This is a genomic window from Sphingomonas changnyeongensis (assembly GCF_009913435.1).
Lineage (GTDB): Bacteria > Pseudomonadota > Alphaproteobacteria > Sphingomonadales > Sphingomonadaceae > Sphingomonas_B > Sphingomonas_B changnyeongensis.
Genome location: NZ_CP047895.1, coordinates 2402596 through 2421494, shown reverse-complemented (window position 1 = coordinate 2421494; position 18899 = coordinate 2402596). Strand labels below are relative to the sequence as shown.

The following is an 18899-nucleotide window of genomic DNA, read 5'->3' as shown; positions in this document are numbered from 1 at the left end:
CTGGTTGCCGTTGGCGCGGGCGCGCAAAGTCTCTAGACGCGCGCCATGCTCGTCCTGACGCCCCCTGTCGCGGCCGCCGCCGGCGCGTTGCTCGCGCTCTGGCTGGGGGCGGCTGCATGGGCGGTGTGGTCGGGGCTGAAGCGGCGGGCGCGCGCGGTCGATGATTCCCGTCATGGCCAGCGCATCCAGGCGCTGCTCGATTCGGCCCCGGCGCTGCCGGTCGTCATCCACCGCGACGGCGCGATCGATGCGCCGCCGCGCCTCGCCGACTGGCTGGGCCTGCCCGACACGCCGGAGCGGCTTGAGGCGCTGGGCGGCCCCGGTGCCGGGCTGCACCCGGACGATGTCGCCGCCATCGCCGCCGATATCGATGCCGCGCGCCATGCCGGCCGGCCGTTCGCCCGCGCGGTGCGCGCCCAGGGATCGACCCGCACGCTGCTGGTGCGCGGGGCCCCCGCCGCCGATGCCGTCGCGCCGGCGGGGGCGGTGGTGCTGTGGGTGTTCGACGCGACCGAAAGCCAGGCCGAGATCGGCCGGCTGACCGACGAGGCGGCACGGCTGGCCAAGGCGATCGAGGCGCTGTCGGGCCTGATCGAGGCGTCGCCCATTCCGATGTGGCATCGCGGCCCCGACCTTCGGCTCACGCTGGTCAACAGCGCCTATGTGAAGGCGGTGGAGGCCGACAGCGCCGCCGATGTCGTGACGCGCGGGCTGGAGCTGGTCGAAATGGCGCCGGGCCGCAACCCGATCGCCGCCGCCGCCTCGGCGCGCGAGACCGGCGAGAGCGTGTCGCGCGTCGTGCCCGCGACGATTGCCGGCGAACGCCGCAGCCTGCTGGTCGTCGATGTGCCGCTGGGCGATGCCGGGGTCGCCGGCTATGCGATCGATGTCGAGGAGCTGGAACAGTCGCGCGCGGCGTTCAAGCGCTTCGTCGAGGCGGAACGCGACATGCTCGACCGGCTGTCGGCGGGCGTCGCCCAGTTCGGCCCCGACCGCAGCCTGATCTTCTACAACCAGCCCTTTGTCCGCCTGTTCGCGATGCGGCCCGACTGGCTGGCCGACCGGCCGGAGTTCGACCGCGTGCTCGAACGGATGCGCGAATCCGGCCGGCTGCCCGAAGTGCGCGATTTCCGCGCCTGGCGCGAGGAGAAGCGCGGCTGGTTCACCGATGCGTCGGACGGGCAGGAGGAAAGCTGGATCCTGTCGGGCGGCACGCATCTGCGCGTCGTCGCCCAGCCGCTGCCCGATGGCGGGCTGCTGCTGATCTTCGAGGACCGGACCGAGCAGGTCGCGCTCGCCAGCGCCCGTGACACGCTGCTGCGCGTGCGGGCGGCGACGTTCGACAATCTGTTCGAGGCGATCGGCGTGTTTGCCGGCGATGGCCGGTTGCAGCTGTGGAACCAGAAGTTCCGCGAGGTCTGGGCGCTCGACGAGGCCTTCCTTGCCAGTCATCCGCGCGTCGATGCGCTCGCCGAAACCGCGGCGCGGATGCTCGCCAACCCGTCGCGCGCCGCGCTGATCCGCGAGCTGGTGCGCGTCGCGACCATCGAGCGCAAGCAGCGCAGCGGCCGGGTGGCGATGAAGGATGGCCGCCATTTCGAGTTCGCCGCCGTGCCGCTGCCCGACGGCAATGCGCTGTTCACGATGCTCGACATTTCCGACAGCCGCCGGATCGAGGCGGCGCTGCGCGAGAAGAACGAGGCGCTGGAGGCCGCCGACCGGGTCAAGACCGCCTTTGTCGCCAACATGTCCTATGAACTGCGCACGCCGCTGACCTCGATCGGCGGGTTCGCCGAGATGCTGGCCGGCGGCTATGCCGGCGATCTGAGCCCGATTGCCGGCGATTATGTGACCGCAATCCTCGAATCGGTCGCCCGGCTGGGGACGCTGATCGACGATGTGCTCGACCTGACGCAGAGCGAGGCGGGGGCGCTGCCGCTTGAACGCAAATCGGTCGATCTCGCCCGGCTGGCGCGCGAGGCGGCGGCCGCCATCGCGCCCCAGGCGGCGGAGAAAAAACTGGGCTTCGAGGTCGCGCTCGACCCGTCGCTCGGCACGGTCAGCGGCGATGCCCGGCGGCTGCGCCAGGCGCTCGATCATCTGCTGCGCAACGCCGTGCGCTTCACGCCCGAGGGCGGGCAGGTGATGCTGAAGGGCGAGGGCGACCGCGATCATGCGCGCATCACCGTGTCCGACAACGGGCCGGGCATGGATGCGGGCACGCAGGCGCGCGCGTTCGACCGGTTCAGCCGCAGCGGCGAGGCGCGCGAGCGTGGCGCGTCGCTTGGCCTTGGCCTGCCTCTGGCGCGCCAGTTCGTCGAGGCGCATCGCGGCGAGCTGACGCTGATTTCCGCCCCCGGCGAGGGGACCGCCGTAACCGTCGAGCTGCCGCGGGGCTGAGGGGGTGACGCCGATCCATCTGGCTGACGACCGGGCGACGCTCGATTTCGGCGCGGCGCTCGCAGCACGGCTGCGGCCGGGCGATGTCGTGGCGCTGTCCGGCGATCTGGGGGCGGGCAAGACGACGCTGGCGCGCGGCATATTGGCCGCGCTCGGGCTGGCGGGCGAAGCGCCCAGCCCCAGCTTTGCGATTGTCCAGCATTATGCCCCGCCCGAGACGCGGATCGAGGTCGCGCATATCGATCTCTACCGGATCGACGATCCGGACGAGGCGGCGGAGCTTGGGCTTGATGATCTGGCGCATGACCATCTGCTGCTGATCGAATGGCCCGAACGGCTGGGCGCGTCGCCGCTGCTGGCCGGGGCGCTCAGCATTCGCATCGCGCCGGTTGAGGGCGGCGGCCGCGCCTTGACACTCGGCCTGCCGGCGGCATGGGAAGCGCGATGGCCAGCCTGACGTCTCCGCAACCCCAGAATCGCCCGCCGATGATTCCTCCTGCCGCCGCGCCCGATTTTCTCGCCAGCGCCGGCTGGCCCGATGCGCGGATCGAGCCGCTGGCCGGCGATGCGTCGTTCCGCCGCTATTTCCGGGTGTTCGCGCCGCATGGCCGGGCCGTTCTGATGGACGCGCCGCCGCCGCATGAGGATCCGCGCCCGTTCATCGCCATGGCCCGGCATCTGAACGCCATCGGCCTCAACGCACCGCGCGCGCTTGCCGCCGATCTTGCGCGCGGGCTGGTGCTGATCGAGGATTTCGGCGACGTGCGGATGCGCGAGACCGTCGATGCCGATGCGGCGACCGAACGGCCCGTCTATGGCGCGGCGATCGACCTGCTCGTCCAGCTGCACCGCCATCCCGCCGCCGAGGGTCTGCGCCCCTATGACGCGGCTGAATATCTGCGCGAGGCCGCTCTGTTCACCGAGTGGTATGCGCCCGCTGTCGGCCTGACCGTCGATGCGGACGGCTACCGCGCCGCCTGGGCCGAGGCGCTGGCCCCGATCGTCGATGACCGGTCGGTCACGGTGCTGCGCGATTATCATGCCGAAAACATCATGCTGATCGCCGGCCGCAGCGGCGTGGACGGGCTCGGCCTGCTCGATTTCCAGGACGCGCTGGCCGGGCATCCGGCCTATGATCTGGTCTCGCTGCTGCAGGATGCGCGCCGCGACGTGCCCGAGGCGGTCGAGGCCGAAATGTTCGCCCGCTATGCCGCCGCCGCCGATCCGGCGGGCGATTTCGCCACCGCCTATGCGCTGCTGGGGGCGCAGCGCAACGCCAAGATCATCGGCATTTTCGCCCGGCTGGCGCGGCGCGACGGCAAGCCCCGCTATCTGGAGCTGCTGCCCCGCGTCTGGCGGTATCTGGAGCGCGATCTGGCGCATCCGGCGCTGGCCCCGGTGCGCGCCTGGTTCGACCGCAATGTGCCTGCCGACAAGCGGGCGGGAGCCGTTGTGCAATGAGCCGTTATGCCCGCCCGATGGCGATCCGGCCCCAGCCCGATGCGGCGGTGCCCGGCACGGCGATGGTGTTGGCGGCGGGGCTGGGCAAGCGCATGCGCCCGCTGACCGCGACCCGGCCCAAGCCGCTCGTCGAGGTGGCGGGCCGCACGCTGCTCGACCATGCGCTCGACCGGGTGCGCGCGGCGGGCATCGGCCGTGCGGTCGTCAACGTCCATTATCTGGCCGATGCGCTTGAGGCGCATCTGAAGCACCGGGTCCACGGCCTCGACATTCTGGTGTCCGACGAGCGCGCCCGGTTGCTCGAAACCGGCGGCGGGATCGTCCGGGCGCTGCCGCTGATCGGGGATGCGCCGTTCCTGGTCGTCAACAGCGACAATCTGTGGGTGGACGGCCCGGTCGATTCGATCCGCGCGCTCGCCGCCCGGTTCGACGATGACACGATGGATGCGCTGCTGCTGCTGGTGCCGCTGGCGCGGGCGCATTGCCATCAGGGGCGCGGCGATTTCCACATGGACGGGCTGGGCCGGCTGTCGCGGCGGCGGTCGATGCGCATGGCCCCGTTCGTGTTCACCGGCGTGCAGATCCTGTCGCCGCGCCTGTTCGCGGGCGTGGCGGAGGAGCCGTTTTCGCTCAACCTGCTATGGGACCGGGCGATTGCCGCCGGGCGCGCCTTTGGCATCGTCCATAACGGCCTGTGGTTCGATGTCGGCACCCCCGGAGCGGTCAAGCGCGCCGAGGCGATGCTCGCCAGCGAATAGAGCATTTTCGAGCCGGGTGGCCTCACCCGGCGGCTCGGAAAATGCGGCACGACAGACATTTTGGCACCGCTTCGGTTGCTTGGCCGGATGACGCCGGCGTCTGCCCGCGCTAACCATCCGGGCGTGCGCCCGCAGGTCTTCACCATCCCCCCGCACCGGTCGTTCGCCGACGCGCTTGTCGCGGGGGTGATGGCGCGCCATGGCGGCGATCCGCTGGCGCTGGCCCAGGGGGTGATCCTGACGCCCAACAGCCGCGCCGCGCGTGCGATCACCGACGCATTTGTGCGCCGCGCCGAAGGCGGGCTGCTGCTGCCCCGGCTGGTCCCGGTCGGCGATATCGACCTTGATGAGCGGCTGGGCGCGCTGCTCGATCCGATCGGGTCGGTCGAGCCGGTGCCGCCGGCCATTGATCCGCTGCAGCGCCAGCTGATCCTTGCCCGGCTGATCGTCGAGGCGGAGCGGCGGGCGGGCGGCGCGCCCGGCGCTGCCGAGGCGATGCGGCTGGCGGCAGAGCTTGGCCGCACGCTTGACCAGCTGCATGTCGAACGGATCGATCCCGCCCGGCTGGCGGCGCTCGATCCCGGCGACCAGCTTTCGGCGCATTGGGCGCGGTCGCTGATCCTGTTCGAACTGGTGCTCACCCGCTGGCCGGCGGAACTGGCGCGGCTGGGGCGGATCGACCTGGCCGACCGGCGCAACCGGCTGCTCGACCGCGCGGCGCGGCGCTGGCGCGAGCTGCCGCCGCCGGGCTTTGTCATCGCCGCAGGCATTTCGACCGCCGCCCCGGCGGTTGCCGCATTGCTGCGCACCATCGCCCTGTCGCCGCGCGGCGCGGTGGTGTTCGACGCGCTCGACATCGCGATGCCGCGCGATGAATGGGATTCGCTTGGCCCGCATGATCCCGATCCCGACACCGGCGTGCGGCCGCGCGCCATCGAGACGCATCCCCAATATCATCTGAAGCTGCTGCTCGACCGGATGGGCATTGGCCGGGATGAGGTGGTGCGCTGGCGCTGGGGCGGCGGCCATGCCGCGCGCGCCGGGCGCAGCCGCCTGATCTCGAACGCGCTCGCCCCCGCCGAGGCGACGGTCAAATGGACCGGGCTTGCCGCCAAGGACCGCGACCGGGCGGGCATCCGCCTGCTCGAGGTCGCGACCCCGGCGGAGGAGGCGCAGGCGATCGCGATCGCGCTGCGCGAGGCGCTGGAGACGCCTGAGCGGACGGCGGCGCTGGTGACGCCCGACCGGGGGCTCGCGCAGCGCGTGGTCGCCCATCTCCGGCGCTGGGGGATCGAGGCCGATGATTCTGCCGGGCAGCCGCTGTCGCGCACGCCGCCGGGCACGCTGCTGCGCGCAATCATCGAGGCGGCGGTCGAGGATTTCGCGCCCACCGCGCTGCTGGCGCTGCTCAAGCATCCGCTGGTCCGCGCCGGGGAGGGGCGGGCGGCCTGGCTCGACCGGGTGCGCGCGCTCGACCTGAGGCTGCGCGGCCCGCGCCCCGCGCCGGGGCTGGCGGCGCTCGGGCTTGATGCGGAGATGACCGCGCTGCTCGCGCCGCTGGCCGAGGCGCTTGCAGGCCCGCTGTCGCTCGGCGCAGTGGTGGCGGCGGTACGCGAGACGGCTGATCGGCTGGCCGGCGATGCGGCCTGGGCGCGCCCCGCTGGCCGGGCGGCGGCGGATCTGCTCGCGCGGATCGAGGATCATGCCGCCGCCGGCCCCGCCGCGATCACGCGCGATGCGCTTGCGCCGCTGCTTGCCGATCTGATGGATGCGGTCGCGGTGCGCCCGCCCCAGGGCGGCCATCCGCGCATCTTCATCTGGGGGCTGATCGAGGCGCGGCTGCAACAGGCCGATCTGATGGTGCTGGGCGGGCTGAACGAGGGCGTCTGGCCGGCGGCCCCGCCGCCCGATCCGTGGCTGGCGCCGCGCATCCGCGCCGATCTGGGGCTGCCGGGGCTGGAGACGCGGATCGGCCTTGCGGCGCACGGCTTTGCCGGGGCGATGGGCGCGCCGCAGCTGCTGATCACCCGCGCGGCGCGCGATGCGCGCGGCCCTGCCGTTGCCTCGCGGCTGTGGCTGCGGCTGGAGGCGCTGACCGGCGGCCTGCCGCGCGCCGGGCATCTGGCCGGCTGGGCGGCGCGGCTCGACCGGCCTGACCGGGTGCAGCCGGCTGCCCGTCCGGCCCCGCGCCCGCCCGTCGCCGCGCGCCCGCGCGCGCTGTCGGTCACCGATCTTGACCGGCTGAAGGCCGATCCCTTCGCCTTTTACGCGCAGGCGATGCTGCGGCTGCGGCGGATCGAGCCGGTCGATGCCGAACCCAGCCCCGCCTGGCGCGGCACGATGGTGCATGACGTGCTGGAAAAATGGTCGCTCGAGGATGGCGGCGATCCGGCGCGGCTGCACGGGCGGGCGCAGGCGATGCTCGCCGCCCTTGGCGCGCATCCGCTGCTGCGCGCGCTGTGGCAGCCCCGGCTGATGGCGGCGATCGACTGGATCGCCGCCACCATGACCGCGCAGATGGCCGAGGGGCGGCAGGTGATCGCGGTCGAGGCGCGCGGCCAGATCGAGATTGCCGGCATCACCCTGTCGGGCCGCGCCGACCGCATCGACCGGCTGGCCGGGGGCGGGCTAGCGATCATCGATTACAAGACCGGGGCGGCGCCCAATGGCCGCACGGTCAGCGCCGGTTTCGCCCAGCAGCTTGGCCTGATCGGGCTGATGGCGGAGCGCGGCGGGTTTGACGGGATTGAGGGGCAGGCGCTGGCGTTTGATTACTGGTCGCTTGCCCGCAACAAGCAGGGCGGGTTCGGGGCGATCAGCTCGCCGGTCGATCCGGCGGGCAAATATGGGCGGGTGCGCAACGACGCGTTCGTCGCCCATGCCGCCCATCAGCTTGCCGATGCGGTCGGGCGCTGGCTGACCGGCGATGATGCCTTCACCGCCAAGCTGCATCCCGAACGCGCGCCTTATGGCGATTATGACCAGTTGATGCGGCTCGACGAATGGTATGGCCGCGACAGCGGCGAGGGGGCGGCATGATCCGCCCGCTGCCCCGGCTGGGGGCCGAACAGGGGGCCGCATCCGATCCGCGCGGGCAGGTGTGGCTGTCGGCCTCGGCCGGCACCGGCAAGACGCAGGTGCTGGTTGCCCGCGTGCTGCGGCTGCTGCTGCGCCCGCATGTCGACCCGGCGGCGATCCTGTGCCTGACCTTCACCAAGGCGGGGGCCGCCGAAATGGCCAACCGGCTGAGCGAGCGGCTGGCGCACTGGGTGCGGCTGAGCGAGGCCGATCTGCGCAAGGAGCTGTTCAACCTGGGCGAGCAGCATCTCGATGCGGCGCTGATCGGCCGGGCGCGCAGCCTGTTTGCACGGGTGCTCGACGCGCGCGGCGGCGGCCTCAGGATCCAGACCATCCATGCCTTTGCGCAGAGCCTGCTGGCCAGCTTTCCGCTCGAGGCGGGGCTGGCACCCGGCTTCCGTCCGCTCGAAGGGCGCGAGGAAGCAGCGCTTGCCCGGCAGGTGCTGGCCGATCTGGTCGCGGCAGCCGATGCGCGCGGCGATGCGCTGATCGGCGCGCTGCAGTCGCTGAGCGAGCGGCTGGGCGAGGACGGCACCGAGCGCTTTCTACGCGAAGCGGCGCGCGCGCCCGAGGCGCTGGCGCAGCTGCCCGCCGATATCGGCGCGTTCATGCGGCAGGCGTTCAACCTGCCGGCGGGCGACATCCACGCCTGGCTGGCTGCCGAGCTTGGCGATGACGCGTTCGACATGGACGGGCTGGCGATGCTCGCCGCGCTCAACCGCGACTGGGGCACCAAGACCGGCCTGGCGCGCGCCGACACCATCGCTGCGTGGCGCGCGCGCGATCCCGCCGGGCGGGCGGAAACGCTTGCCGATCTGCATTTGGTCTGGGCGACCGCCAAGGGCGAGCTCCAGTCCTTTGCCCCCGGCCGCGCGCCCAAGGCGCAGATCGACAGCTATCGCCCGCTCGCGACCCGGCTGTTCGAGCGCACGGCGGCGCTGATCGCGGCGGTCGGCGCGGCGCGGCTGGCCGATGGCTTTGCCGCCGCGCTCACCGCCGGCCGCGCCTATGCCGAGGCCTGGGCGCGGGCGAAGGAGGCGGCGGGCCGGGTTGATTTCGACGATCTGATCCGCGCCACGCTGCGCCTGCTCGACCAGCCGGGCATCGCCCAGTGGATCGGCTACAAGCTCGATCAGACGACCGATCATGTGCTGGTCGACGAGGCGCAGGACACCAATGCCCGGCAATGGGACATTGTCCGCGCGCTGACCGCCGAGTTCTTCGCCGGGGAGGGCGCGCGCGGCGCGCGCACGCGGACCATCTTTTCGGTCGGCGACTATAAACAGGCGATTTTCGGCTTTCAGGGCACCGATCCGCGCTTTTTCGCCGCCGCGCGCGACGAATTCGCCCGGCTGGCCGAGGCGGCGGGCCAGGCCTTTGCCGATCTGTCGCTCAGCCGGTCGTTCCGCTCCGCCCCGGCGGTGCTCGAACTGGTTGACGAGACCATCGCCCGGCTGCCCGACGGCGCGCTGGGCGACGGTGTCGCGCTCGAGCCGCATGTGAGCGCGCGTCCCGGCCCGGGGCTGGTGACGTTGCTGCCCCCGGTCCGCCTGACCATCGACGGGGACGGCGATGCGGAGACCAGCGAGGATGATGCCGGCGTCGATGATGAGTTCGGCGATGATGGCGGCGGCGAGGGGGACGGCGAGGGGGACGGCGACGGGCCCCGGACTGGCGGCGATGCCGGCGAGGAAGGCTGGGTTAGCCGGGCGGAGCGGATCTGGGCGGCGTCGCTGGCGCGGCGGCTGCGCCAATGGCTGGGCATCGGCGCGGATGCCCGGCCGCTGATGATCGGCGGCGGCGGCCATGGCGCGGTGCGGCCGCTGTCGCCGGGCGACGTCATGATCCTTGTCCGCAAGCGCGGCAGCCTGGCGGCGCTGATCGTCGCGCGCCTTTATGCCGAAGGCGTGCCGGTGGCCGGGGTCGACCGGTTGCGGCTGAATGCGCCGCTCGCCGTGCGCGATCTGCTGGCGGCGGCGCGGTTTGCGCTTCAGCCCGATGATGATCTCAATCTGGCCGCCTTGCTTGTCTCGCCGCTGATCGGCTGGAGCCAGGAGCGGCTGCTCGATATCGCCGCACCCCGGCGCGGGCGGCTCTGGGCGGCGGTGCGCGCCGGGGGCGGGGAGACGCTCGACGCGCTGACCGCGATCCAGAATGCGGCTGATTTCGTCACCCCCTACCGGTTTTTCGAGGGGCTGTTGTCCGGGGCGCTTGAGGGCCGCCGCCGGCTGCTGGCGCGACTGGGCGAGGAGGCGCGCGACCCGATCGAGGAGCTGCTGTCGGCCGCGCTCGCCTTTGAGGGGCAGGCCAATCCGTCGCTGCAACGCTTTCTCGACTGGTTCGACCGGGGGGAGGTGGAGATTGTCCGCGATCCCGCGCACCAGCCGGCGGCGGTCCGGGTGATGACCGCCCATGCGTCCAAGGGCCTGCAGGCACCGATGGTGATCCTTGCCGATGCCACCACCGATCCCGATGCCAATCGCCGCACGCGCATCGACTGGCACGCGCCGGGCCTTGATGCGCCGCTGCCGCTGTTCCGGCCGCGCAAGGCCGAGGTGCCGCCCGCGCTGGCCGCCGACATTGCCGAGGCCGAGCGCCGCGACCGCGCCGAGCATTGGCGGCTGCTTTATGTGGCGATGACCCGGGCCGAGCAGCGGCTGGTGATCGGCGGGGCGCTCGGCCCGCGTGCGCGCGGCCGCGTGCCGGCCGACAGCTGGTATGGCGCGGTCGACCGGGCGATGGCCGCGCTCGATGCCCCCGCCGCCGACGAGACCGGCGGGGTGCGGCGCGAATGGGCCGGGCACCGGCCCGAGGCGTTTGGCGCCACGCACGGTGCGGCGCAGCAGGCAGAGACGGCTGCGCCCGCCGAACCGCTGCCCGACTGGCTGCTGCGCCCGGCCCCGGCAGAGGCGCAGCCGCCCCGGCCGCTCGCCCCGTCGGCGCTGGGCGAGGATGACGCCGCCGACCCGCCGCCCGGCCCGGCGCTTCGCGCCGCCGCCGAACGCGGCCGGCTGCTGCACGCGCTGTTCGAACGGCTGCCGGCGGTGGTTGAGGCTGAGCGGCGCATGGCCGCCGACCGCTGGCTGGCCGGCGCGGGCGGGGTGGCCGATGCCGCGCTGCGGGTGATGTTGGTCGATCAGGCGTGCGGGGTGATCGCCGATCCGCGCTTTGCCGAGGTGTTCGCGCCCGATGCCCTGGCCGAAGCGCCGATCGCCGCCGTGGTTGCCGGGCGGGTGGTGGCGGGGACGGTCGACCGGCTGTGCGTCGCTGAGGACCGGGTGCTGGTCGTCGATTTCAAGACCAGCCGCCGCGCGCCGATGACGCTGGCCGACGCGCCCGAGGCGCATCTGCGGCAGATGGCGGCCTATGCCGCCGCGCTGGCGGAGATTTTTCCCGGCCGGCGGATCGAGGCGGGGCTGCTCTACACGGCCGCGCCCGTGCTGCTGACCCTTGATGCGGCGACGCTCGACCGCTTCAAGCCCGTGTTTCAGCCCTGACAGCGATGCTTGGGCGCGCGGCATTGAGCGGGGCCGTGCAACTGCCTAAATGGTCTTCAAAAGGAGATTCATGATGGCAACCAAGGAAATCAGCGACGCCAGCTTCGAGGCCGATGTGCTCAAGGCCGATAAGCCCGTGCTGGTCGATTTCTGGGCCGAATGGTGCGGCCCGTGCAAGCAGATCGGCCCGGCGCTCGAGGAGCTGTCGGACGAGCTGGGCGAGAAGGTGACTATCGCCAAGCTCAACATCGACGATCACCCCGACGCGCCGGTCAAATATGGCGTGCGCGGCATTCCGACGATGATCCTGTTCAAGAACGGCGTCGCCGCCGCGACCAAGGTGGGCGCTGCCCCAAGAGCCAGATCAAGGGCTGGCTGGAAGGCGAGCTGTAAGGCGGAGCGGCGTTTTTCTGCGCCTTACGGCGCAGGGGCGGCACCGGGAGTTGTTTGTTCGGGAAGAACGGCACCGGCCCGTTCCCCCACCCGGCCTCCCAACGGCAGGTTACGCTATGGGAGGCCGGGTGGGGGAGCGGGCCGGTGCCGCCCCTGCGCCGTAAGGCGCAGCACAAACAACTCGCCCCGCGCCGTCAGGCGCGCAGCAAACACCCCCGCACCACAAACACCCCCCCAAAACCTCTCCCGCGATCAGCTGCGATAATCGGCGTTGATCGAGATATAGCCATGGGTCAGGTCGCACGTCCAAACCGTCGCGCGGCCGCTGCCCAGCCCCAGATCGACGCCGATCTCGACCTCTTCGCCCCTCAGATGCGCGGCGACCGGGGCTTCGTCATAGCCCTCGACCGCGGCCCCTGACCGGGCGACCAGCGTCGCGCCGAAGCGGATCGCCAGCCGGTCGCGGTCGGCGGGTTCCCCGGCCTTGCCGACCGCCATCACCACCCGGCCCCAATTGGCATCCTCGCCCGCCACCGCCGTCTTGACGAGCGGCGAGTTGGCGATGCTGAGCGCAACGCGGCGGGCGCTGTCGTCGCTGGTCGCGCCTTCGACCGTCACGGTGATGAACTTGGCCGCGCCCTCGCCGTCGCGCACGACCAGCTGGGCAAGCGTGCGGCACAGCGCATCCAGCGCGGCGCGGAACGCATCGGCGCCGGGCGCGTCGTCGCCATCAAGCGGCGCATTGCCGGCCGCACCGGTTGCAAAGGCGAGCACCGTGTCCGACGTCGAGGTGTCGCCATCGACGGTGATGCAGGAAAAGCTGCGGCGATTGGCGGCGGCGAGCGCATCCTGAAGGAAGGCCGGGCTGACCGCCGCATCGGTGATGATGAAGCCGAGCATCGTCGCCATGTCGGGCGCGATCATCCCCGATCCCTTGATGACGCCGACCAGGGTGACGGTGCGGCCATCGACGATGGCGGTTTCGGCCGCGCCCTTGGCAAAGGTGTCGGTGGTGCCGATGGCCTCTGCCATGGCGTGCCATGAGCAGGCGGGCGCGGCGAGCGCGGCGTCGATGCCGGCTTCGGCCCGGTCGATCGGCAGCGGCACGCCGATCACCCCGGTCGAGGCGGCGAACACCTCGTTCGCCCGGCAGCCCAGCCGTTCGGCGACGCGGGCGGTGACGGCATCCACCGCCGCGCGGCCGCGCGCGCCGGTAAAGGCGTTCGAGTTGCCGGCATTGACGACCAGGGCCCGCGCCCGGCCACCGGCCAGCGCCGCCCGGCACCATTCGACCTCGGGCGAGGGGCAGAGGCTGCGCGTCAGCACGCCCGCCACCGCCGTGCCGGGCGCAAGGCGCAGCAGGGTGATGTCGTTGCGGTCCCAGTCCTTGTAACCGGCGCGGGCGACGCTGGGCGTCGCGCCGGCGACCGGCGGCAGATCGGGAAAGGGACGGGCGAGGGGGGAGACGCTGGTCGACATGGCTGCGCCATGACGTGCGGCGACCCGGCTGGCAAGACCGGGCAACCGGGGCACCCCCCCGGCGCGTTGACCGGGCGTTCATGTCCGCCCGGCTATGGCGGGCTGCTTGCGCCGGTTATGAAAAACATTGGCGAAGCGCGTGGGGACGATTATGTCCGCCGGTGCGCGGGCAGATGCCCGGCAACAAGGATGACGACGCCCTTGGAACTGTTTCTGCTCCTCACTGCCCTGTTTGCCGGACTGACCGGCCTTGGCGGCCACCGGGTCGATGCCGGTGCGCGCGGGGAACAGGTGGCGATGGTGTCGGCACCGCGCGCCGCCGTGCAGGCGGCGGCATGGACGGTGCGCGCGGCGCGCCCGGCGCTTCGGCTGCCGCGCCGCCCCGATGCGCGGCGGATCACCGCGATCGTCCCGGCGCTGCGCGCCGCCATGCTGCCCGCCGGGCTGCGGCCCGCCCTGGTGCGCCGGCGCGAATAGCCGGGCGGGGCCGGCAGCTTCTGCCGGCGCCAGGACAGTATCGGCGGCCGGGCGCGGGTGCGCGCCCGATGCCCGCATTTCCCGACCATTTCGATTGCAGACAGGATCATCCCATGCTCGGCGCCATCGCCAAGGCCATTTTCGGGTCGTCGAACGACCGCTACGTCAAGTCGCTCCAGCCGATCATCGCGCGGATCGCCGGGTTCGAAAAGAACATGGAGGCGATGACCGACGCCGAACTGTCGAACCAGACGGTGCTGTTCCGCCAGCGCCTGGCGGGCGGCGAGAGCCTCGACAGCCTGCTGCCCGAAGCCTTTGCCACGGTGCGCGAGGCGGCGCGCCGCACGCTCGGCCAGCGCCATTATGATGTGCAGATGATCGGCGGCATCGTGCTTCACCGCGGCGAGATCGCGGAAATGCGCACCGGCGAGGGCAAGACGCTGGTTGCAACGCTTGCCACCTATCTGAACGCGCTGCCCGGCACGGGCGTGCATGTCGTGACGGTCAACGACTATCTGGCGCGGCGCGACGCCGAATGGATGGGCCAGGTCTACCGTTTCCTCGGCCTGACCGTCGGCGTGATCGTGCCCAACCTCAACGACACGCAGCGGCGCGAAGCCTATGCCGCCGACATCACCTATGGCACGAACAATGAGTTCGGCTTCGATTATCTGCGCGACAACATGAAATATGACCGCGCCCAGATGGTGCAGCGGCCGTTCAACTTCGCCATCGTCGATGAAGTCGATTCGATCCTGATCGACGAGGCGCGGACGCCGCTGATCATCTCCGGCCCGACCGACGACAAGTCGGAGCTTTATCTTGCGGTCGATGCCATCGTGAAGCAGCTCGTGGCGGAAGATTATGAGCTGGATGAAAAACAGAAATCGATCATCCTGACCGAAGACGGCACCGAAAAGGCCGAACGTCTGCTTGAGGGCGCGGGCCTGCTGCACGGCGCGAACCTGTATGATTTCGAAAACACCCAGGTCGTCCATCACCTCAATCAGGCGCTGCGCGCCAATGTGATGTTCAAGCGCGACATCGATTACATCGTGCGGGGCGGCAAGGTCGTCATCATCGACGAGTTTACCGGCCGCATGATGGACGGGCGGCGCTGGTCCGACGGGCTCCACCAGGCGGTCGAGGCCAAGGAAGGCGTGAACATCGAGCCGGAGAACCAGACGCTCGCCTCGGTCACCTTCCAGAATTATTTCCGCATGTATCCCAAGCTTGGCGGGATGACCGGCACCGCCGCCACCGAGGCGGGCGAGTTCCACGACATCTACAAGCTGAACGTCGTCACCATCCCGACCAACCTGCCGGTCAGCCGCGTCGACGAGGACGATCAGTTCTACAAGAACATCAAGGACAAATTCGCCGCGATCGCCAAGTCGATCGAGGAGCATTCGAGCAAGGGCCAGCCGGTGCTGGTCGGCACGGTGTCGATCGAAAAGTCCGAAATGCTGTCGGAATATCTGCGCCAGCTCAATGTGCCGCACAATGTGCTCAATGCCCGTTTCCACGAGCAGGAAGCGCATATCGTCGCCCAGGCCGGGCGGCTGGGTGCGGTCACCATCGCCACCAACATGGCCGGGCGCGGCACCGACATCCAGCTGGGCGGCAATGTCGAGTTCCGCATCGAGGACGAGCTGAAGGATCTGCCCGAAGGCCCCGAGCGCGAGGCCGCGATTGCGCGGATCAAGCGCGAGGTGGCCGAGGAGCGTGAAAAGGTGCGCGCGGCGGGCGGGCTGTTCGTGCTCGGCACCGAACGGCATGAAAGCCGGCGCATCGACAACCAGCTGCGCGGCCGTTCGGGGCGTCAGGGCGATCCCGGGCTCAGCCGTTTCTATCTGTCGCTCGACGACGATCTGCTGCGCATCTTCGGCCCCGATACGATGTTCGCCAAGATGATGAACGCCAATCTGGCCGATGGCGAGGCGATCGGATCGCGCTGGCTGAACAAGGCGATCGAAACCGCGCAGAAAAAGGTCGAGGGCCGCAACTACGACATCCGCAAGCAGCTGCTCGAATATGACGATGTCATGAACGACCAGCGCAAGGTGATCTATGAACAGCGCACCGACATCATGGATGCCGAGACGCTGGACGATGTCGTCGTCGACATGCGCCACGACACGGTCAGCGCGCTCGTCGCCGCCGCCTGCCCGCCGGGCAGCTATCCCGAACAATGGGACGTGGCCGGGCTGACCGAGACGGCCGCATCGACCTTGAACCTTGAGGCGCCGATTGCCGACTGGGTGAAGGAAGAGGCGGTCGAGCCGGAAATGATCGAGGAACGGCTGCGCGCGATGCTCGACGCCGAGATGGCGGCCAAGGCCGCCGATCTCGACGCCGACACCTGGACGCAGGTGGAAAAGAGCATCCTGCTGCAGACGCTCGACCATCACTGGAAGGAGCATCTGGCGACGCTCGATGCGCTGCGCCAGGTCGTCCATCTGCGCGCTTATGCGCAGAAGACGCCGATCAACGAATATAAGCAGGAAGCCTTTGCACTGTTCGAGCGCATGCTGGAGGTGATCCGCGAGGACGTGACCCGCACGCTCGCCTTTGCCCGCTTCATGCCGCAGGAACCGGCCCCGCCGCTTCCCGCCATGCCCGACATTTTCACCACCCATATCGATCCGCTGACCGGCGAGAATGACAGCCTTGGCATCGATCCTGACGGGCTGGTCACCACCCGCCTGCCGCCGCTGCAGATCGTGCAGCCCGATACGGGCAATGAGCTGGGCGACGATCCTGCCCAGTGGGTGGGACGGGTCAGCCGCAATGCGCCCTGCCCATGCGGGTCGGGGCTGAAATACAAGCATTGCCACGGCGCGCTGTGACGCGCCCGGCGCGGGCGGGCTAGGGCGGCGGCAATGCCCGGCCCTGCCTGGGCGGCCCCGGCGGTGCCGGCCATCTGGCCGCTCGCCGGGGGCTTTGCCCTTGCCGCCGCGCTCTATGCCAGTGTCGGGTTCGGCGGCGGCTCAACCTATGCCGCGCTGCTGGCGCTGTCGGGCTTTGACTATCGGCTGCTGCCGGCGATCGCGCTCAGCTGCAATCTGATCGTCGTCACCGGCGGCACGATCCGCTTTGCCGCCGTCAGGCAGCTGCCCTGGCGGCGGGCGCTGCCTTTGGCGGCCATCGCCGCCCCCTTTGCCTGGGCAGGCGGGCTGACGCCGGTGGCGGAGCGGCTGTTCCTTGGTCTGCTGGGCGTGTCGCTGCTGGTCGCAGCGCTCGCCCTGCTGCTCGCCCCGCCGCAACCGGTCGCCGCGTCCGCGCCCGACGCGCGGCGCCCGCGCTGGCGCGAGCCGGTGATCGGGGCGGGGATCGGCTATCTGTCGGGGCTGGTGGGCATTGGCGGGGGGATTTTCCTCGCCCCCGTGCTGCACCTGACGCGCTGGGCACCGCCGCGGCAGGTGGCGGCGACGGCGTCGCTGTTCATCCTGGTCAACTCGCTCGCCGGGCTGGCCGGGCAGGTGCAGAAGCTGGCCGGGGCTGGGCTTGCCGGTGCGGCCGCCGGCGCATGGCCGCTGGCGCTGGCCGTGCTGGTGGGGGGCAGATCGGTTCGTTCGCCGGAGCGCGGCTGCTGGGCGAGGCGCTGGTCCGGCGGCTGACCGGGCTGTTGATCCTCTATGTCGCGCTGCGGCTGATCGCGCAGGTGGCGGGCATTTAGATCACGCCCCACGCACCCAGCGCCAGCCGCGCGCCGATGGCGATCACGACCAGCGCGAACCCGGTTTCGATGAGCCGTTTCTGCCCGGCCAGACGGCTGCCGAGCAAAATGCCTGCCGCCGCCCCCGGCACGCCGCCGGCGACCATCAGCGCCGCCACCGCCCAGTCGACCCGGCCCGACAAAGCATAGGACAGGGTGGTGCCCGCGCCGAACATGGCGACGGCGACCAGCGATGTCGCGACCGCATTTGCCATCGGCATGCGCGTTGCCAGCATCAGCCCCGGCACGATCAGAAAGCCGCCGCCAATGCCGAAAAACCCCGACAGCAGCCCGACCGCCAGCCCGATCGGCACCAGCCGGGGCAGCAGCCGGGGGGCCGTGTCCCGCGTCAGCCGGACATCGGGATCCTGCCCGCCGCGCCGGGGGCGCAGCATCGCCGCGCCGATCACGACCATCAGCAGCCCGAACAGGCCGAGCAGCCGTGCGCCGTCCATCGCCTTGCCGGCTTCGGCACCGATCAGCGTGCCGGCAAGCCCCGCTGAGGCGAAGATCGCCGCGCAGGGCCATTTCACCCGTCCCGCGCGCGCATGGCCGGTCAGCCCGGCCAGGGCGTTCAGGGTGACGGCGACCGCGCCGGTGCCGATCGCGACATGCGGCGAGGCGATGCCGACGACCGAGACGAGCAGCGGCGTCGCCAGGATCGACCCGCCGCCGCCGATCAGCCCGAGCACCAGGCCGATCAGCGCGCCGGCCCCCAAGGCTGCGGCGGTCGGGTCCATCGCCTCAGGCCCCGACCCGGCGGTTCCAGGGCATGGCCCCGAGCAGCCGGGCCATCCCGCACCAGCCGGTCACCCCGGCAAAGGTCAGGCCGCAGCCGACAAAGGCCGACAGCGCGATGAAGCCCGGCGCGACCGTGAGGCCGAGGATCAACCCGGCGAGGATCAGCAGCCCGGCGGCGATCTGCACCTGGCGCATCAGCTCGATCGGCTGGCCGCGCTCGGCGATGACCGGCAGGCCCGCCTTGCGCCAGCCGTCCAGCCCGCCGTCCAGCACATAGGCCGGGCAGGGCGATGCCGCATCCAGCCGGCGGCCATGGGCAGCGGTGCGCGCGCCGGAGCGGCAGTGAAAGATGATCGCCGGCGCCGCGCCGGGATCGATCGACACCAGCCGCGACAGCGGCATGTTGCGCGCACCGGGCAGGCGGGTGCGGGCATGTTCGTCGGCCTCGCGGACGTCGATCAGCAGCGCGCCGCGCGCGATCAGCGCCTGGGCATCAGCGGGGGAAATCGGAGTTGGGGAAATCTGGGTCATGTCAGTTCGCCTTGCAATAAAGCTGGTAAAGGGTGGCGAGCAGCGTCTCGATGCGGGGATCGGCGATCCGGTACCAGAGCGACTGACCCTCGCGGCGAAAGGTCACCAGCCCTTCGTCGCGCATCCGGGCCAGATGCTGCGACAGCGCCGACTGGGACAGGCCGGCCTGATCGGCCAGATCGCCCACCGTCATCTCGCCCTGTTCGACCAGGCGGCACAGCACCATCAGCCGGCGCTGGTTGGCCATCGCCTTCAGAATGTCGGCCACCAGCGCGGCATTGGCCTCGAAATCGGCCATCGCCAGCGGCGGATGGATCGGCACGCGGACGGGATCGGCGGGGGACGCTGGCGGCATCGGGACGTTTC

Annotated in this window: 13 protein-coding genes and 1 pseudogene; 10 read left to right on the top strand and 4 right to left on the bottom strand. The window is 71.2% G+C overall.

Annotated features, from left to right (window positions below; genetic code table 11):
* Positions 1–45 precede the first annotated feature (45 nt).
* The 7 genes and pseudogenes from GVO57_RS11915 to trxA all read left to right on the top strand — a co-directional run bounded on the left by GVO57_RS11915 (position 46) and on the right by trxA (position 11587).
* Positions 46–2400 (top strand): sensor histidine kinase, encoded by a 2355-nt coding sequence (locus GVO57_RS11915; RefSeq protein WP_160593317.1) that lies wholly within the window; start codon positions 46–48, stop codon positions 2398–2400.
* A 13-nt stretch (positions 2401–2413) separates the two neighbouring features.
* On the top strand, positions 2414–2857 hold the full coding sequence (gene tsaE / locus GVO57_RS11910; RefSeq protein WP_160593992.1) for a tRNA (adenosine(37)-N6)-threonylcarbamoyltransferase complex ATPase subunit type 1 TsaE: 444 nt from the start codon (positions 2414–2416) through the stop codon (positions 2855–2857).
* 29 nt (positions 2858–2886) lie between these two features.
* Positions 2887–3861, top strand: a complete 975-nt coding sequence (locus tag GVO57_RS11905) for an aminoglycoside phosphotransferase family protein (protein ID WP_160593316.1) — start codon at positions 2887–2889, stop codon at positions 3859–3861.
* On the top strand, positions 3858–4619 hold the full coding sequence (locus GVO57_RS11900; RefSeq protein ID WP_160593315.1) for a nucleotidyltransferase family protein: 762 nt from the start codon (positions 3858–3860) through the stop codon (positions 4617–4619). The genes GVO57_RS11905 and GVO57_RS11900 overlap by 4 nt, the downstream gene beginning before the upstream one ends.
* An 87-nt stretch (positions 4620–4706) precedes the next feature.
* Positions 4707–7658, top strand: a complete 2952-nt coding sequence (locus tag GVO57_RS11895; protein WP_160593314.1) for a PD-(D/E)XK nuclease family protein — start codon at positions 4707–4709, stop codon at positions 7656–7658.
* Entirely contained in the window at positions 7655–11194 is a 3540-nt protein-coding gene (locus GVO57_RS15095; RefSeq protein WP_233281365.1) for a UvrD-helicase domain-containing protein, read from the top strand. The genes GVO57_RS11895 and GVO57_RS15095 overlap by 4 nt, the downstream gene beginning before the upstream one ends.
* 73 nt (positions 11195–11267) lie before the next feature.
* A pseudogene (gene trxA / locus GVO57_RS15090) lies at positions 11268–11587 on the top strand (thioredoxin TrxA).
* Positions 11588–11839: 252 nt separating this feature from the next.
* Here trxA and argJ read toward each other — a convergent pair.
* Positions 11840–13066, bottom strand: a complete 1227-nt coding sequence (gene argJ / locus GVO57_RS11880) for a bifunctional glutamate N-acetyltransferase/amino-acid acetyltransferase ArgJ (RefSeq protein ID WP_160593313.1) — start codon at positions 13064–13066, stop codon at positions 11840–11842.
* A gap of 189 nt (positions 13067–13255) precedes the next feature.
* Between argJ and GVO57_RS11875 the strand changes: the two genes are divergently transcribed.
* The 3 genes from GVO57_RS11875 (at position 13256) to GVO57_RS11865 (ending at position 17163) form a co-directional block, all read left to right on the top strand.
* Positions 13256–13543, top strand: a complete 288-nt coding sequence (locus tag GVO57_RS11875; RefSeq protein WP_160593312.1) for a hypothetical protein — start codon at positions 13256–13258, stop codon at positions 13541–13543.
* Between the two features lie 113 nt (positions 13544–13656).
* Positions 13657–16392, top strand: coding sequence for a preprotein translocase subunit SecA (gene secA, locus GVO57_RS11870; RefSeq protein ID WP_160593311.1), 2736 nt, complete (start codon positions 13657–13659; stop codon positions 16390–16392).
* Positions 16393–16425: 33 nt separating this feature from the next.
* Complete coding sequence (locus GVO57_RS11865) at positions 16426–17163, top strand: sulfite exporter TauE/SafE family protein (RefSeq protein WP_327785519.1); 738 nt, start codon at positions 16426–16428, stop codon at positions 17161–17163.
* A gap of 55 nt (positions 17164–17218) precedes the next feature.
* Here the strand turns inward: GVO57_RS11865 and GVO57_RS11860 are convergent, their stop codons facing one another.
* Genes GVO57_RS11860 through GVO57_RS11850 form a run of 3 tightly spaced genes read right to left on the bottom strand, consistent with a single transcriptional unit; the run spans position 17219 to position 18888 of the window.
* Positions 17219–18001, bottom strand: a complete 783-nt coding sequence (locus tag GVO57_RS11860) for a sulfite exporter TauE/SafE family protein (protein ID WP_160593310.1) — start codon at positions 17999–18001, stop codon at positions 17219–17221.
* Positions 18002–18005: 4 nt separating this feature from the next.
* Positions 18006–18533 carry a rhodanese-like domain-containing protein gene (locus GVO57_RS11855; protein ID WP_456115026.1) on the bottom strand — a complete coding sequence of 176 codons (528 nt, stop codon included), beginning with the start codon at positions 18531–18533 and terminating at the stop codon, positions 18006–18008.
* 1 nt (position 18534) lies between these two features.
* On the bottom strand, positions 18535–18888 hold the full coding sequence (locus GVO57_RS11850; protein WP_201752644.1) for an ArsR/SmtB family transcription factor: 354 nt from the start codon (positions 18886–18888) through the stop codon (positions 18535–18537).
* Positions 18889–18899 lie beyond the last annotated feature (11 nt).

What these genes read in the sequence shown, in the direction of transcription:
- GVO57_RS11915 (WP_160593317.1), top strand. Translation starts at nt 46, where the DNA reads ATGCTCGTCCTGACGCCCCCTGTCGCGGCCGCCGCCGGCGCGTTGCTC.
- GVO57_RS11905 (WP_160593316.1), top strand. Translation starts at nt 2,887, where the DNA reads ATGATTCCTCCTGCCGCCGCGCCCGATTTTCTCGCCAGCGCCGGCTGG.
- GVO57_RS11900 (WP_160593315.1), top strand. Translation starts at nt 3,858, where the DNA reads ATGAGCCGTTATGCCCGCCCGATGGCGATCCGGCCCCAGCCCGATGCG.
- GVO57_RS11895 (WP_160593314.1), top strand. Translation starts at nt 4,707, where the DNA reads ATGACGCCGGCGTCTGCCCGCGCTAACCATCCGGGCGTGCGCCCGCAG.
- GVO57_RS15095 (WP_233281365.1), top strand. Translation starts at nt 7,655, where the DNA reads ATGATCCGCCCGCTGCCCCGGCTGGGGGCCGAACAGGGGGCCGCATCC.
- argJ (WP_160593313.1), bottom strand. Translation starts at nt 13,066, where the DNA reads ATGTCGACCAGCGTCTCCCCCCTCGCCCGTCCCTTTCCCGATCTGCCG.
- GVO57_RS11875 (WP_160593312.1), top strand. Translation starts at nt 13,256, where the DNA reads ATGACGACGCCCTTGGAACTGTTTCTGCTCCTCACTGCCCTGTTTGCC.
- secA (WP_160593311.1), top strand. Translation starts at nt 13,657, where the DNA reads ATGCTCGGCGCCATCGCCAAGGCCATTTTCGGGTCGTCGAACGACCGC.
- GVO57_RS11865 (WP_327785519.1), top strand. Translation starts at nt 16,426, where the DNA reads ATGCCCGGCCCTGCCTGGGCGGCCCCGGCGGTGCCGGCCATCTGGCCG.
- GVO57_RS11860 (WP_160593310.1), bottom strand. Translation starts at nt 18,001, where the DNA reads ATGGACCCGACCGCCGCAGCCTTGGGGGCCGGCGCGCTGATCGGCCTG.
- GVO57_RS11855 (WP_456115026.1), bottom strand. Translation starts at nt 18,533, where the DNA reads ATGACCCAGATTTCCCCAACTCCGATTTCCCCCGCTGATGCCCAGGCG.
- GVO57_RS11850 (WP_201752644.1), bottom strand. Translation starts at nt 18,888, where the DNA reads ATGCCGCCAGCGTCCCCCGCCGATCCCGTCCGCGTGCCGATCCATCCG.